Source organism: Chromatium okenii, assembly GCF_002958735.1.
Classification (GTDB): Bacteria; Pseudomonadota; Gammaproteobacteria; order Chromatiales; family Chromatiaceae; genus Chromatium; species Chromatium okenii_A.
Map to the genome: position 1 here is coordinate 108,400 of NZ_PPGH01000035.1, position 21,422 is coordinate 129,821.

At 49.9% G+C, this 21,422-nt stretch carries 18 protein-coding genes and 3 pseudogenes; 8 read left to right on the plus strand and 13 right to left on the minus strand.

Going from position 1 to position 21,422, the window contains the following annotated elements; genetic code table 11:
- Nucleotides 1-92: 92 nt before the first annotated feature.
- Nucleotides 93-293 carry a YgaP family membrane protein gene (locus CXB77_RS08710; protein ID WP_105073586.1) on the minus strand — a complete coding sequence of 67 codons (201 nt, stop codon included), beginning with the start codon at nucleotides 291-293 and terminating at the stop codon, nucleotides 93-95.
- 171 nt (nucleotides 294-464) lie between these two features.
- Here CXB77_RS08710 and CXB77_RS08715 point away from each other — a divergent pair, with 171 nt between their 5' ends.
- The 4 genes from CXB77_RS08715 to CXB77_RS08725 are packed head-to-tail and all read left to right on the plus strand — an operon-like array spanning nucleotide 465 to nucleotide 2,523.
- Nucleotides 465-947, plus strand: coding sequence for a YajQ family cyclic di-GMP-binding protein (locus tag CXB77_RS08715; RefSeq protein WP_105074006.1), 483 nt, complete (start codon nucleotides 465-467; stop codon nucleotides 945-947).
- A gap of 22 nt (nucleotides 948-969) precedes the next feature.
- A complete protein-coding gene (locus CXB77_RS08720) occupies nucleotides 970-1,713 on the plus strand; it encodes a DsbC family protein (RefSeq protein WP_105073587.1) in 744 nt (247 codons plus the stop codon).
- A gap of 31 nt (nucleotides 1,714-1,744) precedes the next feature.
- On the plus strand, nucleotides 1,745-2,002 hold the full coding sequence (locus CXB77_RS23750) for a PP2C family protein-serine/threonine phosphatase (protein ID WP_347338091.1): 258 nt from the start codon (nucleotides 1,745-1,747) through the stop codon (nucleotides 2,000-2,002).
- Complete coding sequence (locus tag CXB77_RS08725; protein WP_347338092.1) at nucleotides 1,999-2,523, plus strand: PP2C family protein-serine/threonine phosphatase; 525 nt, start codon at nucleotides 1,999-2,001, stop codon at nucleotides 2,521-2,523. The genes CXB77_RS23750 and CXB77_RS08725 overlap by 4 nt, the downstream gene beginning before the upstream one ends.
- Nucleotides 2,524-2,607: 84 nt before the next feature.
- Here CXB77_RS08725 and CXB77_RS08730 read toward each other — a convergent pair whose 3' ends face one another.
- From CXB77_RS08730 to CXB77_RS08750, 5 genes and pseudogenes are all read right to left on the minus strand, one after another.
- Entirely contained in the window at nucleotides 2,608-3,057 is a 450-nt protein-coding gene (locus CXB77_RS08730) for a bacteriohemerythrin (RefSeq protein ID WP_105073588.1), read from the minus strand.
- 129 nt (nucleotides 3,058-3,186) lie between these two features.
- Nucleotides 3,187-3,510, minus strand: coding sequence for a PilZ domain-containing protein (locus CXB77_RS08735; RefSeq protein ID WP_172452607.1), 324 nt, complete (start codon nucleotides 3,508-3,510; stop codon nucleotides 3,187-3,189).
- A gap of 182 nt (nucleotides 3,511-3,692) precedes the next feature.
- Nucleotides 3,693-4,564: pseudogene (sucD, locus tag CXB77_RS08740) on the minus strand (succinate--CoA ligase subunit alpha).
- Nucleotides 4,561-5,748: pseudogene (gene sucC, locus CXB77_RS08745) on the minus strand (ADP-forming succinate--CoA ligase subunit beta). Before sucC ends, sucD begins: the two co-directional pseudogenes overlap by 4 nt.
- Nucleotides 5,745-7,220, minus strand: a complete 1,476-nt coding sequence (locus CXB77_RS08750) for a phosphomannomutase (RefSeq protein WP_105073590.1) — start codon at nucleotides 7,218-7,220, stop codon at nucleotides 5,745-5,747. The pseudogene sucC and the gene CXB77_RS08750 overlap by 4 nt, the downstream one beginning before the upstream one ends.
- 149 nt (nucleotides 7,221-7,369) lie before the next feature.
- On the opposite strand from CXB77_RS08750, the gene CXB77_RS08755 reads away from it, so the two are divergent.
- Together CXB77_RS08755 and CXB77_RS08760 are read left to right on the plus strand one after the other, a co-directional pair.
- Nucleotides 7,370-8,128: a hypothetical protein gene (locus CXB77_RS08755; protein ID WP_105073591.1), complete on the plus strand. Its 759-nt coding sequence runs from the start codon at nucleotides 7,370-7,372 to the stop codon at nucleotides 8,126-8,128.
- 95 nt (nucleotides 8,129-8,223) lie between these two features.
- Nucleotides 8,224-9,051 (plus strand): HPP family protein, encoded by an 828-nt coding sequence (locus tag CXB77_RS08760; protein WP_105073592.1) that lies wholly within the window; start codon nucleotides 8,224-8,226, stop codon nucleotides 9,049-9,051.
- Here CXB77_RS08760 and CXB77_RS19695 read toward each other — a convergent pair.
- Nucleotides 9,015-9,188 (minus strand): hypothetical protein, encoded by a 174-nt coding sequence (locus CXB77_RS19695; RefSeq protein WP_172452608.1) that lies wholly within the window; start codon nucleotides 9,186-9,188, stop codon nucleotides 9,015-9,017. The two genes, CXB77_RS08760 and CXB77_RS19695, sit on opposite strands and share 37 nt — an antisense overlap.
- 35 nt (nucleotides 9,189-9,223) lie before the next feature.
- Here CXB77_RS19695 and CXB77_RS08770 point away from each other — a divergent pair, with 35 nt between their 5' ends.
- Both CXB77_RS08770 and CXB77_RS08775 read left to right on the plus strand, forming a co-directional pair.
- Nucleotides 9,224-11,611 carry a hypothetical protein gene (locus tag CXB77_RS08770; RefSeq protein ID WP_105073594.1) on the plus strand — a complete coding sequence of 796 codons (2,388 nt, stop codon included), beginning with the start codon at nucleotides 9,224-9,226 and terminating at the stop codon, nucleotides 11,609-11,611.
- Between the two features lie 283 nt (nucleotides 11,612-11,894).
- Nucleotides 11,895-14,150: a hybrid sensor histidine kinase/response regulator gene (locus CXB77_RS08775; RefSeq protein ID WP_242445584.1), complete on the plus strand. Its 2,256-nt coding sequence runs from the start codon at nucleotides 11,895-11,897 to the stop codon at nucleotides 14,148-14,150.
- A gap of 19 nt (nucleotides 14,151-14,169) precedes the next feature.
- Here CXB77_RS08775 and CXB77_RS08780 read toward each other — a convergent pair whose 3' ends face one another.
- The 6 genes and pseudogenes from CXB77_RS08780 to CXB77_RS23070 all read right to left on the minus strand — a co-directional run bounded on the left by CXB77_RS08780 (nucleotide 14,170) and on the right by CXB77_RS23070 (nucleotide 21,408).
- Entirely contained in the window at nucleotides 14,170-15,300 is a 1,131-nt protein-coding gene (locus tag CXB77_RS08780; RefSeq protein WP_105073596.1) for an HD-GYP domain-containing protein, read from the minus strand.
- A gap of 115 nt (nucleotides 15,301-15,415) precedes the next feature.
- Nucleotides 15,416-17,413, minus strand: coding sequence for a PAS domain S-box protein (locus CXB77_RS08785; protein ID WP_105073597.1), 1,998 nt, complete (start codon nucleotides 17,411-17,413; stop codon nucleotides 15,416-15,418).
- Between the two features lie 18 nt (nucleotides 17,414-17,431).
- A complete protein-coding gene (locus CXB77_RS08790; protein ID WP_242445585.1) occupies nucleotides 17,432-18,613 on the minus strand; it encodes a PP2C family protein-serine/threonine phosphatase in 1,182 nt (393 codons plus the stop codon).
- A gap of 140 nt (nucleotides 18,614-18,753) precedes the next feature.
- Nucleotides 18,754-19,058: pseudogene (locus tag CXB77_RS08795) on the minus strand (STAS domain-containing protein).
- 19 nt (nucleotides 19,059-19,077) lie between these two features.
- Nucleotides 19,078-20,187 (minus strand): protein-glutamate methylesterase/protein-glutamine glutaminase, encoded by a 1,110-nt coding sequence (locus CXB77_RS08800; RefSeq protein ID WP_105074008.1) that lies wholly within the window; start codon nucleotides 20,185-20,187, stop codon nucleotides 19,078-19,080.
- 21 nt (nucleotides 20,188-20,208) lie between these two features.
- Nucleotides 20,209-21,408: a methyl-accepting chemotaxis protein gene (locus tag CXB77_RS23070; RefSeq protein WP_105073598.1), complete on the minus strand. Its 1,200-nt coding sequence runs from the start codon at nucleotides 21,406-21,408 to the stop codon at nucleotides 20,209-20,211.
- Between the last annotated feature and the right edge of the window lie 14 nt (nucleotides 21,409-21,422).

The following is a 21,422-nucleotide window of genomic DNA, read 5'->3' on the forward strand; positions in this document are numbered from 1 at the left end:
AATGTAATTAAAAACCGAATTAAATTGCCGAATAATATCCACAAAAACTGCAGTTTTATTCAGCAAAATTGGCAATGGTTGCTGTAATACGTTTAGAATGCAGTGCCGCTGGTTTTACCCAATTTTTTCAAAATCAACGCCAGCGGACAAAAGCCGGTAAACGCGGATTGAAAAAGATTTGCACCGACAAAAGCTGTAAACCACAGCCAATTGAGATTGACATAAACTGCCAGCAATATGGAAATCACAATGAAAGCGCCAGCAACTGCGAATACGATGCGTTCGATAGACATGCAATGCTCCAAAATGTGTGGTGATACAGATGAAATAGCGCAGCGATCTTAACCATTCCCAAGTGTTTCATTCAACCGTGTTGGTCGTTGCGCCGCTTGTGGTTTGCAACGGTGTTTTGGGTTTAGTATTCAACTCATCTGAGTGCGCGACCATGCCGTCTTGAGGTGTTCATGCCATCGTTTGATGTTGTTTCTGAAATAGATTTGCAGGAAGTGCGCAATGCGGTCGATCAGGCCAAGCGCGAAATTGGAACGCGGTTTGATTTTAAGGGCGTCGATGCCGATTTTACTCTGAGCGATAACGCCATTTTGATGACCGGCGAGCAGGAATTTCATTTGCAACAGATGATGGACATTCTGCGTCAGAAGCTGGTGAAGCGGAAAGTTGATCTGGCGTGTTTGGAACCGGCAGCGCCGATCACAACGTTAAATGCAGCGCGTCAGGAAATTACGTTGAAGCAGGGCGTGGATACGGAAACCGCCAAGCGGATGGTGAAGGCGATTAAAGCGAGCAAGCTCAAGGTTCAAGCGCAAATTCAAGGTGATCAAGTGCGGATCACCGGTAAAAAGCGCGACGATTTGCAGGAAGCGATTGCGCATCTGCGTGAAACCGACTGGGGTTTGCCGTTGCAGTTTACTAATTTTCGTGACTAATCAAACCAATAGAGAATTCATTATGCCTTTTTTGTTACCGATTGCCCGCATCGTTGCACCTTTCATTTTGGCTGCCAGCACCTGTGCGGCGTTAGCGGCTTCACCCGAACAAACTGTCCGCGAGGCGCTCGAAAAGGTTGCGCCCGGCGTCAAAATTGGTGCGATTGCGCCTGCACCGGTGGCTGGATTGTATGAGGTGATGATCGGTACTGAGTTGATGTACGTCACTGAAGATGGTCGTTATTTTATTAACGGACACATTGTTGATTTGAAAACCCGTGAGGATTTGACGGAGCCGCGTTTGGCGCAGGTGCGTAAAGAACGCATCGAGCGTCTCGGCGAGGACAAAATGGTAGTTTTTGGACCGGCAGACGCCAAACACACTGTGACCGTGTTTACTGATATTGAATGCGGGTATTGCCGCAAATTGCACAGTCAAATCAATGACTACAACAAAGAAGGCATTCGAGTTCGTTACCTGTTCTTCCCGCGTGCTGGCAAAGGCAGCCCAGCCTACGATGAAGCGGTTTCCGTGTGGTGCGCTGGCGATGAAGCAGCACGGCGAGCTGCGTTGACCGAAGCGAAATCGGGCAAACCAATCCCGAATAAAACCTGCGCCAATCCCATTGATGCGCACATGAAACTTGCTGATGAGCTGGGCTTACGCGGCACTCCGGCAATTGTGACTGCAACTGGCGACATGATTCCCGGTTATGTTGATCCCAAGCGTCTCGCCGCCGAACTTAACGGCACTGGCGGACATTAAATCGCAGCAACGGCAGCAAGTGGTTAACGTTATGGCGCATGGTCCAATCTCCGCTTTTTCTTTGGTTTATGCGGCACGTACCGACACTGGGCGAGTGCGGGCACGCAATGAAGACGCGGTCATCATTGATCCCGATTGGGGTTTGGTGGTGGTCGCTGATGGTGTTGGCGGTGCTCACGCCGGCGATGTCGCCAGCCGGTTAGCGACTGCGACCATTGCCAATTGCATTCACGACCACCCCGTGCCGCGTCACGATTCCGAGCAAACGCGCTTAACGATTGAGAAATGATCGAAGAAGCGAATGTTGCGATTTGGCGACACAGCAAGGAAAACGAAAAACAATCGGGCATGGGAACGACGGTCGTTGTCGGTGCGGTGGGTTGGGAATGGCTGGTCGTAGCACACGTTGGCGATTCGCGTATTTATCGCCTGCGAGCGGGTTGTCTTGAACAATTATCGCGGGATCATTCCTTTATTCAAGAAGTAATTGATCAAGGTTTTTTTGCCAGCCGTGAAGATGCAAAACGCTATGGAATTGGTGAAAACATTTTAACGCGAGCACTGGGCTCTGCTGCCGCAGTAAAAATTGCTTCTGCGGTCGTCGAATTAATGACTGGTGACGTGTTTTTATTCTGTACCGATGGCTTAACTGGAATGGTTCCAGATGAGTGGATGCAGCAGATTTTAATGTCGATAGAAGAGAATTCGGTAGAATCTGCGGCTGATGCGTTATTACGCATCGCCAATGAACGCGGCGGCAATGACAACATTACGCTGGCGCTGCTACAAGTTGGTCAACGCGTCGTTTAACGCGCTATTTTTGCCAATTAAAAACCCGCTCTTAATTGCGTTGAGAGCGGGTTTTTTATTCTTCGTTTGTAATTAAGAAAAGTGCTAATAAAAGTTGCTGGGATTCTTTTTCATATAAGGTAGAAATCCAGTATCCATTTTCGCAACGTGATCAACAATCCAACTACGGGCAAGCGCGAGAATGTGCTTATCTAATCCTCCTTCAGCAAGAATTTCTGCACTCAATCCTTGTTCTGAAGCAGCAATTTTTTGAACCTTATCATTGAGTTCTTGAAGACGTTCCAGAATCCGCTGATGTTCCATCTTGTGCGCAAGATAGCCGCTATAACCAATTTCTAATTGAATGCCTTCCTCACGCACAAAATGTTCATCGGTATAAGCCAATAGCTGTTTAAAAAATAGCGGAATGTGCTTAACTTGATCCGGTGAACTCAGCGCCATTTCAATGCAGTTAAAAATGCAGAACAGATATTTATGATCTTGATCGATTTGATCGTTACCTGTTGTTAACTGTGGTCGCCATAGAATTGGCATAATAATTTACTTCGCAATGTCAGTTGAACTGCACCAAAATGATTATAACTGTTAATAACTTTTAGTTGTAGCCGTGCGCTAATCTACACGGCTACAACTAATAATTAACAGTACGGTTAATTTAGGTTTTCACCATTTATCAACACCACGAAATTTAACACCTATGCGGCATTGTCCATTAGTAGGATGTGGATCAACCCACATGACTGATGCAGTGCAAGAAAACGGTCCCCAACCCAATTCTTTACAATCAAAAGCAACCATTACTTCAGAATTGAGAGGATAGGTTTTATCGGCAAGAAGCTGCATTCCACCAACACTTAAATCAAGTGAAATAAAACGTTCAGGACGTTTTATTTGAGTGTCGGTAAGCGGCTGTAATTCGACCTCACAGCGCACGGGAACGCGGAGGTCATTACGACGATTGAGATGTGCGTGCGGATGTGCGTGCATGGCAGATACCAAATGAGATTGCGTGCAGTAGCACGGGTTGTTTAATAATAAACTCAGCATTGCTTCTTGACAAACTCAGAAAATCGCGGAACGAAATAATCCCACATATATTGCGGTGTTGTTTTTTAATCACACCAGCCGGCGCTCGCCAGATGGCTAAATAAGAAAACAATTAAATTAATTCACTGCGCCAGCAATTCCGCCATTCGTGCTCCCATTAACGCCGGTGAACGCACCGTGACCGCGCCCGCCATTTCCAACGCCGCATATTTGCCTTCAGCCGTGCCCTGACCGCCAGTGACAATTGCGCCCGCGTGTCCCATCCGTTTACCCGCTGGCGCAGTCACTCCCGCGATGTAGGCAACTACTGGCTTGGTCATTTCCACTTGAATAAACGCCGCTGCTGCTTCCTCCGCGTCGCCGCCGATTTCGCCGACCAGAATCACGCCGTCGGTCGCAGCATCTGCCTCAAACAGCCGCAAACAATCCACAAAATTTAATCCTTGAATCGGATCGCCGCCGATACCGATGCAAGTGCTTTGTCCCAGCCCAGCTTGTGTCGTCTGCAACACCGCTTCATAAGTCAACGTCCCCGACCGCGATACGATGCCGACGCGCCCCGGTTGATGAATGTGCCCGGGCATGATGCCGATTTTGCACGCGCCGGGCGTGATGATGCCCGGACAATTCGGCCCAATCAGCACACTCGACCGCCGCGCCAGCGCCGCTTTCACCCGCAACATATCCAGCACCGGAATGCCTTCGGTGATGCACACGATGACGGCAATCCCCGCGTCGGCAGCTTCCAAAATCGCGTCCGCCGCATACGCCGCTGGAACATAAATCATGGTGGCGTTCGCGCCGGTGACACGCACTGCCTCGTGCACGGTGTCAAATACAGGGCGATCTAAATGGCGCTGTCCGCCTTTACCGGGTGTGACGCCGCCGACCAAATCGCTGCCGTAAGCGATGGCTGCTCGCTGTGAAAAGTACCCTGTTTACCGGTAAATCCCTGACAAATCAACTGGGTATCTGCATTAATCAAGACGCTCATGCTGTTGCCTCCGCCGTGTGATTGCGCCCAGCCGCAGCAGCGACCACGCGATTTGCTGCGTCGCTCAAACTGCTGGCAGTGATCAGCGCCAGCCCGCTATCGGCGAGCAGTTGCAGTCCCTGCGCGGCATTGGTGCCTTCCAAACGCACAACAATCGGCACCTGCACCGCCACCTCGCGCACTGCCTGCATGATGCCCTCGGCAATCAGATCGCAGCGGACGATGCCGCCGAAAATGTTGACCAATACCGCCGTCACTTTTGGATCGGACAGAATCAGTTTGAACGCCTCGGCCACTCGCGCTGCCGTCGCGCCGCCGCCAACATCGAGGAAATTGGCTGGCGCACCACCGTGGAGCTTAACCAAATCCATCGTTGCCATCGCCAGCCCCGCGCCGTTGACCATGCAGCCGATGTTGCCGTGCAGACTGATGTAATTGAGTTCATGCGCCCGCGCCAGCGCCTCACGGCATCTTCTGACTGGGATCGCGCAGCGCCTCCAAATCGGGATGACGAAACAGCGCGTTGTCGTCCAGCGTGAGCTTGGCATCCAGCGCAATCAAATCGCCCAAGTCGTTAATCACCAACGGATTAATTTCCACCAAACTGGCGTCGCACTCGGTCGCCAACTGATACAGCCCGTGCATCATCGTCGCCAACTGCTTGATTTGCGCTGCGTTCAAACCCAGCCCAAAACCGATGCGCCGCACCTGATACGGCTGCACTCCCGCTGCCGGATGCACCTCAACCAACAGAATCTGCTCGGGCGTGGCAGCAGCGACTGCTTCGATATCCATCCCGCCGCGCTGGACGCCATAAACAGAAATTGCTCGGCAGCGCGATCCACCAGCAGGCTCAAATAGCGTTCGCTGGCAATTGCGGTCGGCTGCTCGATCAGCAGTTGCGTGACCGGCAAACCGTCCGCACCGCTTTGGTGGGTGACGAGACGACTGCCGAGCAACCGCTGCGCGGCGTCCTCAACCTGTGCGACGGAATCCGCCAGCACCACGCCGCCAGCCTTGCCGCGTCCGCCGGCGTGAATTTGCGCCTTCACCACCCAGCGCGAACCGCCGAGTTCGGCGCAGATTTTCGTTGCAGCGGCGGCAGTGGCAGCGACTGCGCCGGTCGGAACCGGAATGTAATAACGCTTAAATAACTGTTTTGCTTGATATTCGTGTAGATTCATCGCATGGCTTCCAAACAAAGCTGGTTCATTTCCGCCGCTCGCGCCGCGCTATCTGCTTCGGTGTAAACGCGCAATTCTGGCGCATTTCCCGACGGACGCAGGTGCGCAATTTCGCCGCTGGCAAAAGTGATGCGCAGACCGTCAGTCGTGTCAACTGCAACTGCTGCGCCAAACTGTGCGCCAAATTGCCGGGCAATCGCCGCTTGATCCTGCTGAAAATCCCCGCTATGCAACGCTGCGAGCTGCGCTTGACTGCGCTCGGTCGGGATATTTTTGAGCCGGTCGCTGTGGGTGAACCGCTGCGGCAAATCGGCAGCAAGCGCCGAAATCGGTTTACCCTGCGCCACTGCTGCCAGCAATACCGTCACCGCCACAATCACTGCATCGCGGGTCGGCAGCGCGGCGAGGCGACGACCGTCGTGCTCCAGCGCAGTGCCGAGCAAAAAACCGCCGTTGGCTTCATAACCGACGACCGGCGCAATTCCCTGTTGAATCAAAGCATTCATCCCTGCAATGACGAACGGCGAGCCAATGCGCGTCCGCGTGATTGCTGGGAAATCGCCGCATTTTTCCAGCGCGGTGTTGCTGCTGATTGGCGTCACCACGCCGCGAGCGCCGAGCTGCCGAGCGCAGAGAATGCCGAGCACATCGCCGCGCAGCCAATTCCCGTTTTCGTCGCTGATGAGCGGGCGATCGCCGTCGCCGTCGGCAGAAACCAGCGCGTCGAAATTGCCACTTGCGGTCCAATCCCGCGCCAGCGTCACATCTTCTGGGCGGATTGCTTCGGTATCGACCGGCAGAAATTGCGCCGAATAACCCAGCCGCGTGACCTGTGCGCCAAGTCCGGTGAGCACTGCCGCGAACGCTTCTCGCGCCACGCTCGAATGTTCATACACGCCGATGCGCTGCCCAGCGAGGCAATTGGGCGGAAAAAATGCCAGATACCGTTCGACATAAGTGTGGTAAGCGCATTCATCCGGCGCGGGTAAATGCTGGCGCTGGTCGCTGAGAAATTGCCCCGCCGCGTCGAAATAATTCGGCGGCAGCGTGACAGTTTGCTGGCGAATGCCTTCTTCATCGGGTTTGAGGATTTCGCCGGTCGGCAAATTGAATTTGATGCCGTTGCGGTCGTTGGGAATGTGGCTACCGGTAATCATCAGCGTCGGAATGCGCTGGGCAATGCCGAACGCAGCCAGCGCCGGACTGGGAATTGCGCCGTAATAACGCGGTTGATAACCGAGATCGTGCACGGCAGCAGCGCAGGCGCTAAGAATGCGCGGTGAGCTGGGGCGTAAATCGCCAGCTAAACCAACAATTTGCCCCGGTGTGAGTTGTTCGCTGGCGCGGAGATAACTGAGAAAACCGGCGGTGTAGGCGTAACACACGCGGTCGGTCATCGCCGTCGCCAGCCCACGCGCTCCGCTGGTGCCGAAACTGACACCGCTTTCGAGCATTAAATCGCCGATGTGCATTCTTAAAATTGCCTCGTGGTTGCCGTTGCCGATGAAGCCGTATTCAGTCCAGAATGAAATGCAGTTGCAGCAGAAAACCGCTGTAGCTCTTGAGAAATTGCCGCACCAATCGCATTTCAATCACCATTCTTTTCACGCAAACAAGAGTAATGATAACTGTGACTCACCGATTCAACCCACTGGTATCCACCGCCGCGCTGCTGCTGGCGCTCAGTCAACCGCTGTTAACCGCGCAGGCAGATGAACAAGCAGTTCCTGCTGCTGCGCCCGCGCCAGCCGTACAACCTGCACCTGCTGCTGCGCCGGAAGCTGCGCCTTCATTTGCTGAAGCTGCTCGCGCTAAATCTGATGCGCGTCGTGCGGCGATGGATGAACAACGCAAGCAGCGTTATAACGAATTACGCGCTCGCGCTGCGGAAATCGGCATGGATATGCCAGAGCAAGCGCCGTGGGAAATGCCATTCCCCGCCGTTGATGACGCAGCAATGAAGCAGTGGCAAGACGAAATGCAGACGCGGCGTCAGGAACGGCTGGAGCAGCAGGAAAAAATGCGCAACATGACGCCGGACGAGCGTCGCGCCCAGCACGAGCAGCGGTGGAAGAAAATGCAGGATGACGCTGCGGCGCGTGGAATGGAGATGCCAGCCATGCCGAATTGGGAAGAAGTAGAAAAGCGTCATCAGGAAATGAATGATCGTTTTGACCAATATCGCAAAACGGTTGAGCAATTCAGTGATGAACAACGTGAAGCTGCAAAGGCGGTGTTTGGACGGTCGGCGCGGTCGCACCAGCGCGAGCTTCCGTGCAATTGCCCAGAAATGGATGCGCCTCGGCGTCCGCAAATGCCAATGCCGATGATGCCGCAGCCGCCAATGCCCGCACCTGCCGCGCCAGCTCCCGCACAATAATTGATGGCGTGAGTATTCACGCAGCTTGACAACCAACGCCTCCATTTTTGGAGGCGTTTTTGTTTGTAACTTACGGTCATCATTGGAGTTTCGAGATGTCTTCATGGTTTAGCACGGCGCAACACTGGCTCGGCATTTCGCGCATTCCGGTCAGTCACACTGAAAAACTGCTGGCAGGACTCGGCGGATTTGTCGGCATCGCGTTGGTTTACAGTCTCAGCGCCGCGTGGCTCACTGATTCGGCAGCGCAATTATTGATTGCGTCAATGGGCGCATCCGCAGTGTTGTTATTTGCCGTGCCGCACGGTCCGTTATCGCAGCCGTGGCCAGTGTTTGGCGGGCATGTGCTCGGCGCAACGGTCGGCGTGAGCTGCGCGTTATTGCCGCTGCCGCTGGCGCTCAATGCCGCGCTCGCAGTCGGATTAACCATTGGATTGATGCACTTACTGCGCTGTCCACATCCGCCGGGCGGAGCGACTGCGTTGACCGCCGTGATTGGTGGCGCAAGTGTGCACGCGCTGGGATTTGATTTTGTCGTGATTCCTGTGGCATTGAATGCGTTGACATTATTGGTCGTCGCGGTCGCGTTCAATTATCCGCTGCAACGCCGACGGTATCCGGCAGCACTGGCGGAATTCACTGCGCCGCCACGCGCCAGCATTGCGCCCGCTGCGCTGCAACATCCGCCACCGATTGAACACGCGCATTTGGTCGCTGCGTTGAGCGAGATTGATGCTTATCTCGATATTTCTGAACAGGATTTGCTGCGGATTTACGAATTAGCCACGCAATTTGCCGACGCCGATGCGCATGAACGACCGGCGATTGTGCTCGGTGGCTGCTACAGCAACGGACGGTTTTGGCGCAGATTGGGAAGTACGCGAAATCACCGCAATTCACGCTGCGCCGCGCCATCGTGTTGAATTTTCAGTGGTTGCTGGCGCAAATCGGCGACACTGCGGCAGCAGCAGTTTGGCGACATTTCAACGCTGGGCAGCGCATCAAGTTGTCCGCGATGAGAATTCATGGCGACCAGTTGCGCCAATAGTAGAATCTGCATCAGCAGCAATGAATTAACAATCAATTGAGTCCGTTATGACGCTATATTCTGAATTGAAACAAGTTCGCAGTGAAGAAGATGTTAAAGATGTGTATATCAAAGCCTTGGGATTAACCAGTTACACCAAGGGTTTAATTGATATTCAAACCAATGAAATCTGGTTTGAAGCCAAGGATACGGGCAAGCATTCCAGTTATGCGATGTTTACGCAGTTGCTGCATTATGTGCAGGATGCGTTGAATAAAGGTGAGCAAATTCCGCCGTTTTTAGCGGTGATTGATACTGAAAAAGCGGCAATCATGAAAAGTGCTGATGTGCTGCCGTTTTTGGAGAAGAAAACAATTAAATGGGGCAAATCCGCCAGCAAATATACGCCGGAAGCCTTAGAAGCAGTGTCGGCGTATATCGGAACCTATTTTGTTTCGTTTAAATTGGCGACCCATGAAGATGAATTCATCGCCACCATTAAAACCGCCATTCAAACTGGCGATATTATTCGGATTCAAATCACGCCGGATAATTTGAAGCAGGTATTTGACAAATGGGTGGTGATGATTGGTAAAGAGATTCACGGCGTTAATGCAGAGCATTATGCGTTGCTCTTTTTTGCCGACATTATGAATGACGGCACGGTGTCTACCTATCAAGAGATTCCGGCAAAGTTGATTTTTGTGGACGGCAAGCCAGCGTTTATGTTGGATGAAAAAGTCTATGCGCTAAACAATAAAGAAGGTTATCGGCGTTTTTGGGCGATCTATCATCGACCACCGCAAGAGGAACATCGTAACTATCTATTGGAACGGCGCGACAGTTTAATTCCGTTGGATGAACGCAGCTTTAAGGGCGCGTTTTATACGCCGCTAAATGTGGTGGATTGCGCCTATAACAAACTCGCCGAAGTATTAGGGAAAAACTGGCAGAAGAATTATTTGGTGTGGGATATGTGCTGCGGCGTGGGCAATTTGGAAGTGAAGCATTCTAATCACCGCAATCTGTTTATGAGCACGTTGGATGTTGCCGATATTGATGTGATGCGGGCAACCAAAACCTGCGCGGCAGCAACGCGCTTTCAATACGATTATTTGAATGACGACATCACTGATGACGGCAACATTGATTACAGTCTCACCAATAAACTGCCGCAGGAATTACGCGATGCGATTCAAGCCGGTAAAAAGATTCTGGTGTTAATCAATCCGCCGTATGCGGAATCTGGTGTGGGTATTGGTGGTGGTAACAAGCGCAGTGTGGCAAAAACTAGATTTGCTGCAACTGCAATGGATCATTATGGTAAAGCCAGCAATGAATTGTTTACACAATGTTTAGCTAGAATTGCGCTAGAAATGCCGACAGCATCTGTGGCAATATTCAGCAAACTTAAGTATATCAACGCGCCTAATTTTGAGAAGTTTAGACAGGTGTGGAATGCCGAATATCTAGGCGGTTTTGTGGTACACAGCAAGGCATTTGATAGTTTGAAAGGTGATTTTCCGATTGGCTTTTTGGTTTGGAGAACGAATCAAAATGCTAAAAAGAAAAAGTCGATTGACGAAATTTCTGTTGAAGTTTTTGATAAAAAGACACGACCAGTTGGTGAAAAGAAGTTTTACAATTTACCCAACAATACCTTTCTTAATAGTTGGAGCATTCGACCAAAGCCTAATAAAGTAGATGTTGTTGCTTTGAAAAATGCCGTTTCATGTGCGACATCAAAAATCAGCAGGACAACTTGGTCAAATGGTGCAATTGCTTACATGTTATGTGATAGCAATGATATGCAACACGCTAGCCAAACAGCACTGTTTTCTTCGGTGTATAGAGTAGGGCACGATGGAGGGTTTTATATTAATCCCGACAATCTTTGGCAAGCAGCGATTATCTTTGCAGTGCGCCGCTTAATTAAACCGACATGGCTGAATGACCGCGACCAATTTTTGCAACCAACTGGTGAACTCACGGATGAATTCAAAAACGATTGTTTGATCTGGATGCTATTTAATGGTAGTAATCTGACTGCCAGCGCCGATGGTTTAGAATGGAATGGTCAAACATGGTCAATCGTCAATCATTTTATTCCATTCACTGAAGCCGAAGTAAAGACCTCAGAGCGTTTTGCCTCGGATTTTATGGCACGCTATTTGAGGGGCAAAAAACAGTCACCGGAAGCAAAAGCGGTGCTCGCTGAAGGGAAACAACTGTGGCTGGCGTATTTCGCTGCAACTGATAATCACGCAGTGCGCGAAGAATACAAATTGAATCGCGCTGATGTCGGCTGGTATCAAATCCGCAATGCGTTGAAAAAACGTAATGATAGCGGCGATTATGATGAATTGGTGAGTTTTGCGGCGTTTGAATTGGCGTATAAAGCGTTGAGTGAAAAGTTGCAACCGCTGGTGTATGAATTAGGCTTTTTGAAACGCTGAAATAAAAGCGGGAATTTAATCAAACTTGCACCATTTGCAAGCATGTCGTTATTTCACTGTTAACTGCTGCGTGTGATGTGTGCCAATCATCATTAACCCGCTTTATTTGTGAAGTTGTAAAAACACGCAATTCAGTCTATCGTTAAATTGTCATCGTTGTATGTTGAAATTATTTTGGTTCCTAAACCGATAAAATTTTTACTGCAAAGGCGGCATTATGGCTGATTTTTTAACACCGAACGATGTAAAGAATGTTATCTACTATCTTAGGGAGTTCGATGAGATGAAAAATATCCTACATTATCAGCTCGCGTTAGAACAGCGTAATGCTGACCTGCTGCAAAGACTTCACGCCTGTGAAGCTGAATTAGCGCAGCGTAGTTGCCAAGACACACCACATCTCACCGATCGTAATGGCGCACGAACCCAAGCTGAACAACAGCTTCAGCAATATGCTCTGCAAATGGAGCGTAAAAATTACGAACTAGATCAGGCGCTTGCTAGAGCAGAAGCCTCAACTCAGGCAAAAAGTCGCTTTCTCGCTAATATGAGTCACGAAATCCGCACTCCATTAAATGGAGTGATTGGAATGACGCGCTTGTTATTGGAAACTGGGCTTACTGAAGAGCAATATCGTTTTGCTGAGATCATTCGCAGCAGCGGCGAAAGTTTGCTGGCACTCATCAATGATATTTTAGATTTTTCTAAAATTGAAGCTGGTAAGCTGGAATTGGATGTGCTGCATTTTGATTTACGCGGCATTTTAGAAGATGTTGCAGAAATGTTGGCTTTTCATGCGCTCGAAAAAAATCTCGAATTGACCTACCAAATTGATCGCGATGTGCCAAATGCGTTATGCGGTGATCCACGCTATTTGCGGCAAATTTTGGTAAATCTTGCCAGCAATGCAATTAAATTTACCGATCAGGGTGAAGTAGCAATTCATGTACAAACTGCGCATCACGATGTCGAACCGGTGCTGTTGCGATTTGAAGTGCACGATAACGGAGTGGGAATTTCAGACGAGCAAAAAAGAAGTTTATTTATTGCGTTTAATCAGTTAGACAATTCAACGACGCGGCGAGCTGGTGGCACTGGTTTAGGTTTGGTCGTATCCAAACAATTGGTTGAATTGATGGGCGGCACGATTGGTGTCGAGAGTGAAGTTGGAAATGGCTCAACCTTTTGGTTTACCGCACAATTTCAACGTTCTGATGAAGTTCATCCCAGTCATCCACTTAAAGATGCCAATTTCGCTGGCGTTAAAGCGTTGGTCGTCGATGATCACGCAACCAATCGTCATCTCATTACCACGTTGCTGCACGCTTGGGGTTTTTGCATTACTGAAGCCAATAACGCCAGCAGCGCATTGCGGCAGCTTTATCGCGCAGCACGAAACGGCAATCCTTTTCAGGTCGCGCTCATTGACCTTAAATTGCCCGGCGTTGATGGATTACATTTGGGCCAGCACATTCGGCAAAAACCGCAGTTACAACATACGCGCTTGATTTTATTGGCTTCACTGGTGCAACGCGATCATGCGTTTCATGCTGAAAAAGCGGGTTTTGATGGCTATTTAACGAAACCGCTGCGCCAGCATCTGCTCCATGACTGTTTGGCGTTGGTGATGGAGCGGAACAACAGTTCCTCTACTGCGACACCATCGACCATCGTGATTGGTCACACGCTCGTCGATGCGACACGTCAAGTATTTAACGCCAACGTTGCTAACGCAGTGCGCATTTTGTTGGTGGAAGATAATCGCACCAATCAAATCGTTGCCCGCGAAATGCTGGAAAAACTCGGTTATGTCGGCATGGTGAAAATTGCCAATAACGGCGTGGAAGCATTAGAGCTGCTGGCGCAGCAATCTTACGATTTGGTGCTAATGGACGGACAGATGCCCGAAATGGATGGCTTTGAGGCAGCGCGTCACATTCGAGAGGGCAAGGCTGGCAATTTCAACCGCGAGGTTCCGATCATCGCGATGACTGCGTTGGCGATGAAGGGCGACCGCCAACGGTGTTTAGAAGCAGGAATGGATGGTTATCTCTCAAAGCCAGTGCAACCGCTTGAATTGGCGCGAGTTGTTGCTGCGCAATTGGCGCGTTCTCAGACAGCGGAAAAGTCGCTGCGTCAGCCCATTGACAGGCCGTTTGATGGTGAAGCGATTTCATCTGCAACGATGTCGATACCGGAAACGCTTGCAGTGTTTCACGAATCAGACATTCTTTATCGCATGGGTGAGCGCCGAATTGCGCAGCTCGTGATTCAGCAATTTTTACTTGATGCACCGATTCGCATTAATGAATTACGCGACAGTCTCAATGCTGGGGATTTGGCTAAAGCACGCTTCAAAGCGCACAGCTTAAAAGGATTGGCAGGCAACATTTCCGCATTGCGGTTGCGCGAAGTCGCTGCGCAGCTCGAAATGATTGCTGAAAACGCCGACGCAGTTGCGCAGTTATTTCAGCTCACAGAAAAATTAGATCAAGAATTCAATCAACTGCATTCAGTACTTCAAGACTGGCTGGCGTGATCGCTGCGGGTTAACAGCGTTAAAGCATGGCGGTTTCCGTGAGCAATTCGACCTCTGCGTAGCGGTCACGAATTGCTAAAACTTCTGGAATCAATTCTAAAAACAACACGACAAGCTGCGGATCAAAATGACCGCCAGCTTCACTGCGAATCAATTGCAACGTGTCCTCAATTGACCACGCATTTTTATACGGACGTTGCGAAGTCAACGCATCAAATACATCCGCCAGCGCCACAATACGCCCGGTCAATGGAATTGCTTCACCCGCCAAACCCAACGGATAACCGCTGCCGTCCCATTTTTCGTGATGACTCAGCGCAATTTCTCGCGCCATGCGCAGCAAATCGGACTTGTCGCCACTGAGAATATCGCCGCCAATCGTGGTGTGCGTTTGCATGATTTTCCACTCTTCAGGCGTTAACTTGCCGGGTTTAAGCAAGATCGCATCGGGAATGCCAATTTTGCCGATGTCGTGCATCGGACTGGCATGAAGCAGCACTTCCGCGTCATCTTCAGTCCAGCCCGGACACTGCGCCGCCAGCAGTGCCGACATGTGACTCATGCGCAAAATGTGGCGACCCGTTTCGTTATCACGATATTCCGCTGCTCGCCCAACCGCTGCACCACTTGCAACGGTGTCCCGAATCTCACGAGTGCGCTCATAAACTACTTGTTCCAACAGGTCTTTTTGATCGTAAGTCATGCGCATCGCTAACTGCACTTCCAACATATTGCGCACCCGCGCCACGACTTCAGCCCGATCAAATGGCTTACTGATAAAATCTCGCGCTCCAGCTTGCAGCGCCCGCAACATGTAATCGCGGCTGTTTTCGGCGGTGAGTACCAAAATCGGCGGTGCTAACGGATCATTACGCGCCGTGATTTGTTCAATCACCTTAAAACCATTGAGATAAGGCATTCTAATATCGAGCAAAATTAAATCTGTAGGCATCTCTAAATACGCAGCCATGACTTCACGCGCATCATCAATTAAAACCAGATTGCTATAACCTTCAGCACGCAATAAACGATCCACTAAAATCAAATTAGAACGCTCATCATCAACAACCAAAATTCGTGCCATGTCACGGATTTTATAAGATTTATTATCAGTATCAGTAGGACAAGCAGATGAATATAACTCGTTCATAAAATACCTTGCGTTGATCGCGTATTTGAGTTCGGTAAGGTGAGCGGTCTCATCGGTAAATCAATCCAAAATTGACTACCTTCATTGAGCACACTACTCACGCCAATTTGACCATTCATTGCTTCGCAAGACGCCGACAAACAGCCAATCCAATACCAATGCCTTCAATACGTGGATCATTTTCTTTTAAGCGTACAAAAGGCATAAATAGTTCATTGATTTGTCCCGGTTGAATACCTTGTCCGGTATCTAAAACATTTAAACGAACCATCCATTGATCATTTGGAAGAACGTAGGCTTCAAGCCCAGCGCGACCTTGCATTCGATTATAAAGAATTGCATTTGAGAGTAGATTAACGATGATTTGTTTAACTCGCCGTTGATCTGCCCAAATCACTAAATTTGAGGTGACTTCATGCCACAATGTAATCTGACGTGCCTGCGCCAACGGAGTCACAATTAAAAAGCACTCTTCAATTAAAGAATCTAATTCAATCAGTTCAAAATAAAGTTCAATGTTGCCGGATTCTAAACTGGATAAATCAAGGATTTCGTTAATGAGTTTTAATAACTTTTTACCGCCGCGCAAAATTTCATTTACGCTTTCACGCTGCAATGAATCAAGTCGACTATCGTATTCCAATAATTGTGCAAAACCGAGAATTGCATTCATCGGTGTGCGTAATTCGTGGCTCATTTGCGATAAGAATTCGGATTTGGCGTGATTGGCGATTTCTGCTGCTGCCTTGGCTTCTTCCAGTTCAGCAGTGCGCGAGGCAACCAGCGTTTCCAGATGCAGTCGATAAGCCTCTAATTTTTGAGTGGTATTGACGCGCTCGGTAATATCTTGAACGATGCCCAGCCCGGCAACAGGTCGACCATCGGGTGAAAATTCAAATTCGGCGCGTTCTTCTACCCAGCGGGTGACGCCATTCACTAAAATGCGATGCGCGATTTGATAGGGTTCGCCAGATAGCGCCCGATTCCACGCATCAATGACCATCGGACGATCAATAGGATGAAAGCACGCAATGAAGGTTTCCAGAGTAATTAACGTCCCGCTGGGCAGTCCAAAGATGCGATAAATCTCATCGGAGCAAGTGAGTTGGTGATTGATTAAATTAATGCGCCAGTGACCGGTTTGCGATACGGTTTGCGCACGATTTAAGCAGACTTCATTTTGACGCAGTGCCTGCAACAACTTTAATCGTTCTTTATTGAGCAATGTCATGCTGAATTGATCAGCAATTTGGCAGCTAAATAGCATTTCATCCGCGTGCCATTCACGCGGTATTCCAACATGTTCAAACGCAACTAATCCCCATAATTTTCCGCCGGAAATAATGCTGCACACGAGCAATGCGGTGATGCTATGTGTTTTTAAATAGGATTCCAATTCCACTACATCAGTGGTGTACGGATCGTTTTGCACATCGTTAATATCGAAGTAACGATGGACGCTGAAGTACGCAGTGATTTGTTGACAAACAGTTGCTTCTAACGTTGCGCCTGTTTCATGTTGCTGCTGCGTTAAATCATATAAATCAACGCATTCTAAACAGTTGCTGCCCGCAGTGAATTCCCAGATCGAAACCCGCGCCAACGCTAAAACCGCGCTCAGGCGTTCAGTCAATTCTCGTGCAAAACATTCCAGCTCGCCGTTGATCTTCGCTTGAGAGCGACTCAGGTCATAAATGAGTTGAGAATGCCGTTGCAGCCTTGCAGTGCGAGCAATCTCTTGACGTTCTTGCGTTTTTTCCTCGGTGATGTCGTGCCATACCGCAGAAATAAACGGTCGTCCTTCGTGGTTGACGGTACGAAATGTAATGGCAACATCACGAATAACCCCATCTTTGCGGCGATGACGGGTTTCAAAAGAAGTGAGAGCGTTGCTGAGAATCGCGGCGTTGCTGTCAGTGATTTCTGTGGGAGAGTGATCGGCTTGAATATCAGCAATCGACAACTGCGCAAATTCATCGTAGCTGTAGCCCAAACCAAGATGCGCCGCAGCATTGAAATGCACAAAACGTTGGGTTAACGGATCAACCAACAGGATGGCGTCAGTGGTCTGGTTGAACATGATTTCAACCAGTGTTTCTTGTTCCTGCGTCACCGCTGTTTTCCTTGTTTTTCAATACCAACCATTTCCGGAGTGAATTCTCGATCCAAAATGGGAATGGTGCAAGGCTGGAATCCAAGGGGATTTCACCACACAAATATCATCGCTTTGCTCGACTCCAGCACTGTGGATGTCGAGTGCCTTGACCAGCGCCGGAAGCAGTGGAGCGTTAAATGCCCAAGTCTGCAAAATCTCTGCAAATCCACTATTTACAAACATTTCCCCTTCAGCGTTCATGGCTTCGAGCAAGCCGTCCGTCGTTAATAGCAAGCGATCACCGTGTTGTAACCGCACTCGTCGCGGTGATTCGCACGCTGGTAACTCCGGCAAAATGCCCAGCGGCAGCGCATGAGATGCCAATTCATGCAATCCATCAGCACGGCGCATCCAAATGCTCGGCATTCCGCCATTCCACCAGCGCAACTCTTCGCCATCGCCGCTGATGGAAATCAGGCTGGCAGCGAGAAAACGATCCGTTGGCAGAATTTGATAGAGCTTGTGATTGATTTCCGCGAGCACTCGCGCATCGTTGACACCTTTGCGGGTCATGGCATGAAACGCATCAGCGACCGGCAGTGCACCAATTGCTGCAGCTAAACCGTGACCAGTGAAATCACCCACCAGCAACCGCAATCCACCATCGGGCAAATGTTGCGTTAATACCAAATCGCCGTTGAATACCGACGCCGGACGCTGCATCCGCTCCAGCCGATCCATTGCCACGTTGCGATTCATTACTGCGCGGCTCAACACGCGCTCGGCAAGTGCCTGTTCTTCGTGCTCTTCCTCTAGCAACGCCGATAACGTTTGCTGTTTGGCGGCAATGATGCGTTGCAAATCACGCACCCGCTCCATCGCTAAAATTCGCGCTTTTAATACCATGAAACTAAAGGGTTTTGATAAAAAGTCATCACCGCCAGCTTGAATGCAGCGCATCAGCGATTGCTCTTCCGTCAACGCAGTGAGGAAAATCACGGGAACAAAAGTGAGTCCCGCAATTTCTTTAATGCGGCGCGTCGCTTCAAACCCGTCGATGCCCGACATCATCACGTCCATAAACACGATGTCTGGGCGTTCAGCGGTAAACATGGTGACTGCCTGTTCGCCATCTTCCGCTTCAATGGTGCGAAAACCTTCGTTGATGAGCATCAGCGACAGAAAACGGCGATTGCTCGGTTCATCATCGACAATCAACGCACAACCCCGTGCGCCACTGACCGCTGGCGCAGCAGAGTATTCAATACTGGAGTTGCAGAAGAATCGCGGACTGTCATGTGGTTATCTTTTTAATCAGGGAAAAATGGATCACTGACGGAACGTTGCTGGCAGTAACGCTAATCGAGTTGAAATAATTTCTCAAAATTAGCGATTTTTAATACTCGCCGCACATCTTCACCGCAACCGGTGATGCTCACGCGTGTTGTTCGCCACCAGCATAATCACGCAGCAATAGCAACATGCCCAGCGCCGAACTGTCCAAATAAGATGCGCCAGCCAAATCCACTACAAATTTCATCCGTTTAGCATCTACATCACGGTAAGCATCACGAAATGCCTTGTGTTGGGCGAAATCAAAACGACCATCAATCACAATCGTGACCTGAGATTTTTGTTCATCTACGCGCCGAATCACGCTCATTATTTGTTCCTTATTTGAATTAGTGATCTGTTTTCAATGGACTGAGATTTATTGCGCCGCCGCGCCGAGGTGTGGTCATGGCAACGTTGATCGCGGCGGCAATCTCGGTGATCGGTAAAACTGTCGTTGTTGCGCCGCGTTTCACTGCCTCGCCCGGCATTCCCCACACCACACTGGTTGCTTCGTCCTGCGCAATTGTTTGTACGCCTAAATCATACAGTTCCTTTAGACCCTGAGCACCATCAACGCCCATTCCGGTCAACAGTGCTGCGCAGGCATTGGTTCCCGCGACCTGCGCCACCGAGCGAAATAACACATCTACGCTGGGACGATGCCGATTCACTGGCTCACCGTCATTCAGGTGACACACGTAATGCGCTCCATCTCGCGCCAGCAACAGATGTCGATTGCCGGGAGCAACATAGGCATGACCGAGCATCAGTCGATCACCATCTGCTGCTTCTTTTACCCGCAAACCGGTTTGGCGATTCATGCGCTCTGCAAACGCAGCACTAAATCCCGGCGGAATATGTTGCACGATCACCACAGCGTGCGTGTCTGGCGGCAACCGCAATAACACTTCTTTAATCGCCTCCGTACCACCAGTGGATGCGCCAATGGCAATTACTTGATTGGTCGTGTGCCGACTGCTACTGAGTGAACGCAGCGGAATCACTGCATCCACCGACAGAGCGGGCGCGACACTGGTCGCCAATGCACGCACTTTTACACTCGCCGCAATATGAATTTTATCTATCAATTCAGCGGCATAACGTTGTAATCCCTGACTGATATTCAATTCTGGTTTACACACAAAATCCACTGCGCCCAGCGCCAGCGCCTGCAATGTGACTTCCGCGCCACGCTCCGTTAATGACGACACCATCACCACTGGCATCGGACGTAACCGCATCAAATTACGCAGAAAAGTCAAACCGTCCATGCGTGGCATTTCAACATCCAACGTCAACACATCTGGATTCAGTGCCTTGATGCGCTCGCGGGCAATATAAGGATCAGCGGCGACGCCAACCACTTCGATTCCAGTCGCAGCCGTCAAAATCTCGGTCAGAATTTGTCGCACCAGCGCCGAATCATCGACGATCAACACCCGAATTGGTCGTGTCACAATCACCTCAGCTTACTGAATTCAAAAGAGTTCAATCTCGCCTTCGTGCATCGAGTTTTGGCTCACTGGGCGATGCGCCGCTGCGATTAACTGCTCACGCAGCACCACCAACCGCGTTTTGGCGTGTACGACATCTTCTGGTGAGCGCACCTGCCCCAGCGGAATTTGTCGCAATTCGGCAACAAAACGATCCATGAAATCAATGCGAATTTCTGCTTGCGCGAGCACTTGGCGAGCAATGTCTTCAAATTGCAACAAGCGAATAGCCGCCGCGACATTGCGTTGATTACGCTCAACCACATGGGTCATTTCGTCTAAACCTTCCGCCACCATTCGATTAACGCCCTGCACCCGTTGAATCATGTCGTCCATTGTGCCCTTGGCAGTGATTGAGGCATTCATATCCTGCGATGCCATTTTGCCCACGATTTCACGAGTTTCTGTAAATACTTCCTGTACTTGCTCAATCTGCTGGCGAATTTGATCGTTAAATTCCGCTGCATCCTGCGACAACTTGCGCACTTCCTGCGCGACCACCGCAAACCCGCGTCCCGCTTCACCCGCACGCGCTGCTTCAATTGCTGCGTTAAGTGCCAATAAATTGGTTTGGCGGGCAATGCGTTTTGCGCTTTCCAAGCGATGAAAAATATCACTCATTTGTACTGAAAGATCATCAATTTGGTGCGCAACACTAACGCTGTGCATTCCCATTTCAATCAACCGTTGAATGTTTTCTGCCAGCAATTGACTATTGGAATCGAGAAAAGAATTGACATCAATAAAAGCCGAACCATGATCTTCGTTGCCGTCATCGTGTGATACCAAGCGCAGCACTAATTCATGTTGCGACCGCGATTCATTCGCTAACCCAGAAAAACTGGTTTGCAAATCATCCGCAGCATGTTTAATTAAAGTGGTTGCTTGCCGCACCAATTCGCGCAATTCCTGCATCTGCGGTCCAATCAATTGATCGGTTTCCACCACTAAATCCCATAATTCACGCTCGGCAAAACGCGAGTTACCAAATGCTTCGGTTGGCAATGTCCGCTCAACCATAGGCGATGACGGAATGTCTTGCAGCAATAAGGTCACTGACCACGCCAAACCCAGCATTAAAATCGCTAACCACGCCGGAATCCATGTTGGTAATAGCAACGTTTGCAATAACAACAGAATAGCCAGCAATAGTGGAAACCAATAGGGTTTTAAGCGGTTTAACATGACAATATGCCTCT

What these genes read in the sequence shown, in the direction of transcription:
- CXB77_RS08735 (WP_172452607.1), bottom strand. Translation starts at nt 3,510, where the DNA reads ATGCACGCACATCCGCACGCACATCTCAATCGTCGTAATGACCTCCGC.
- CXB77_RS08760 (WP_105073592.1), top strand. Translation starts at nt 8,224, where the DNA reads ATGTCTTCATGGTTTAGCACGGCGCAACACTGGCTCGGCATTTCGCGC.
- CXB77_RS08750 (WP_105073590.1), bottom strand. Translation starts at nt 7,220, where the DNA reads ATGCACATCGGCGATTTAATGCTCGAAAGCGGTGTCAGTTTCGGCACC.
- CXB77_RS23070 (WP_105073598.1), bottom strand. Translation starts at nt 21,408, where the DNA reads ATGTTAAACCGCTTAAAACCCTATTGGTTTCCACTATTGCTGGCTATT.
- CXB77_RS08725 (WP_347338092.1), top strand. Translation starts at nt 1,999, where the DNA reads ATGATCGAAGAAGCGAATGTTGCGATTTGGCGACACAGCAAGGAAAAC.
- CXB77_RS08755 (WP_105073591.1), top strand. Translation starts at nt 7,370, where the DNA reads ATGATAACTGTGACTCACCGATTCAACCCACTGGTATCCACCGCCGCG.
- CXB77_RS08715 (WP_105074006.1), top strand. Translation starts at nt 465, where the DNA reads ATGCCATCGTTTGATGTTGTTTCTGAAATAGATTTGCAGGAAGTGCGC.
- CXB77_RS08710 (WP_105073586.1), bottom strand. Translation starts at nt 293, where the DNA reads ATGTCTATCGAACGCATCGTATTCGCAGTTGCTGGCGCTTTCATTGTG.
- CXB77_RS08720 (WP_105073587.1), top strand. Translation starts at nt 970, where the DNA reads ATGCCTTTTTTGTTACCGATTGCCCGCATCGTTGCACCTTTCATTTTG.
- CXB77_RS19695 (WP_172452608.1), bottom strand. Translation starts at nt 9,188, where the DNA reads ATGCAGATTCTACTATTGGCGCAACTGGTCGCCATGAATTCTCATCGC.
- CXB77_RS23750 (WP_347338091.1), top strand. Translation starts at nt 1,745, where the DNA reads ATGGCGCATGGTCCAATCTCCGCTTTTTCTTTGGTTTATGCGGCACGT.
- CXB77_RS08730 (WP_105073588.1), bottom strand. Translation starts at nt 3,057, where the DNA reads ATGCCAATTCTATGGCGACCACAGTTAACAACAGGTAACGATCAAATC.
- CXB77_RS08770 (WP_105073594.1), top strand. Translation starts at nt 9,224, where the DNA reads ATGACGCTATATTCTGAATTGAAACAAGTTCGCAGTGAAGAAGATGTT.
- CXB77_RS08775 (WP_242445584.1), top strand. Translation starts at nt 11,895, where the DNA reads ATGAAAAATATCCTACATTATCAGCTCGCGTTAGAACAGCGTAATGCT.
- CXB77_RS08780 (WP_105073596.1), bottom strand. Translation starts at nt 15,300, where the DNA reads ATGAACGAGTTATATTCATCTGCTTGTCCTACTGATACTGATAATAAA.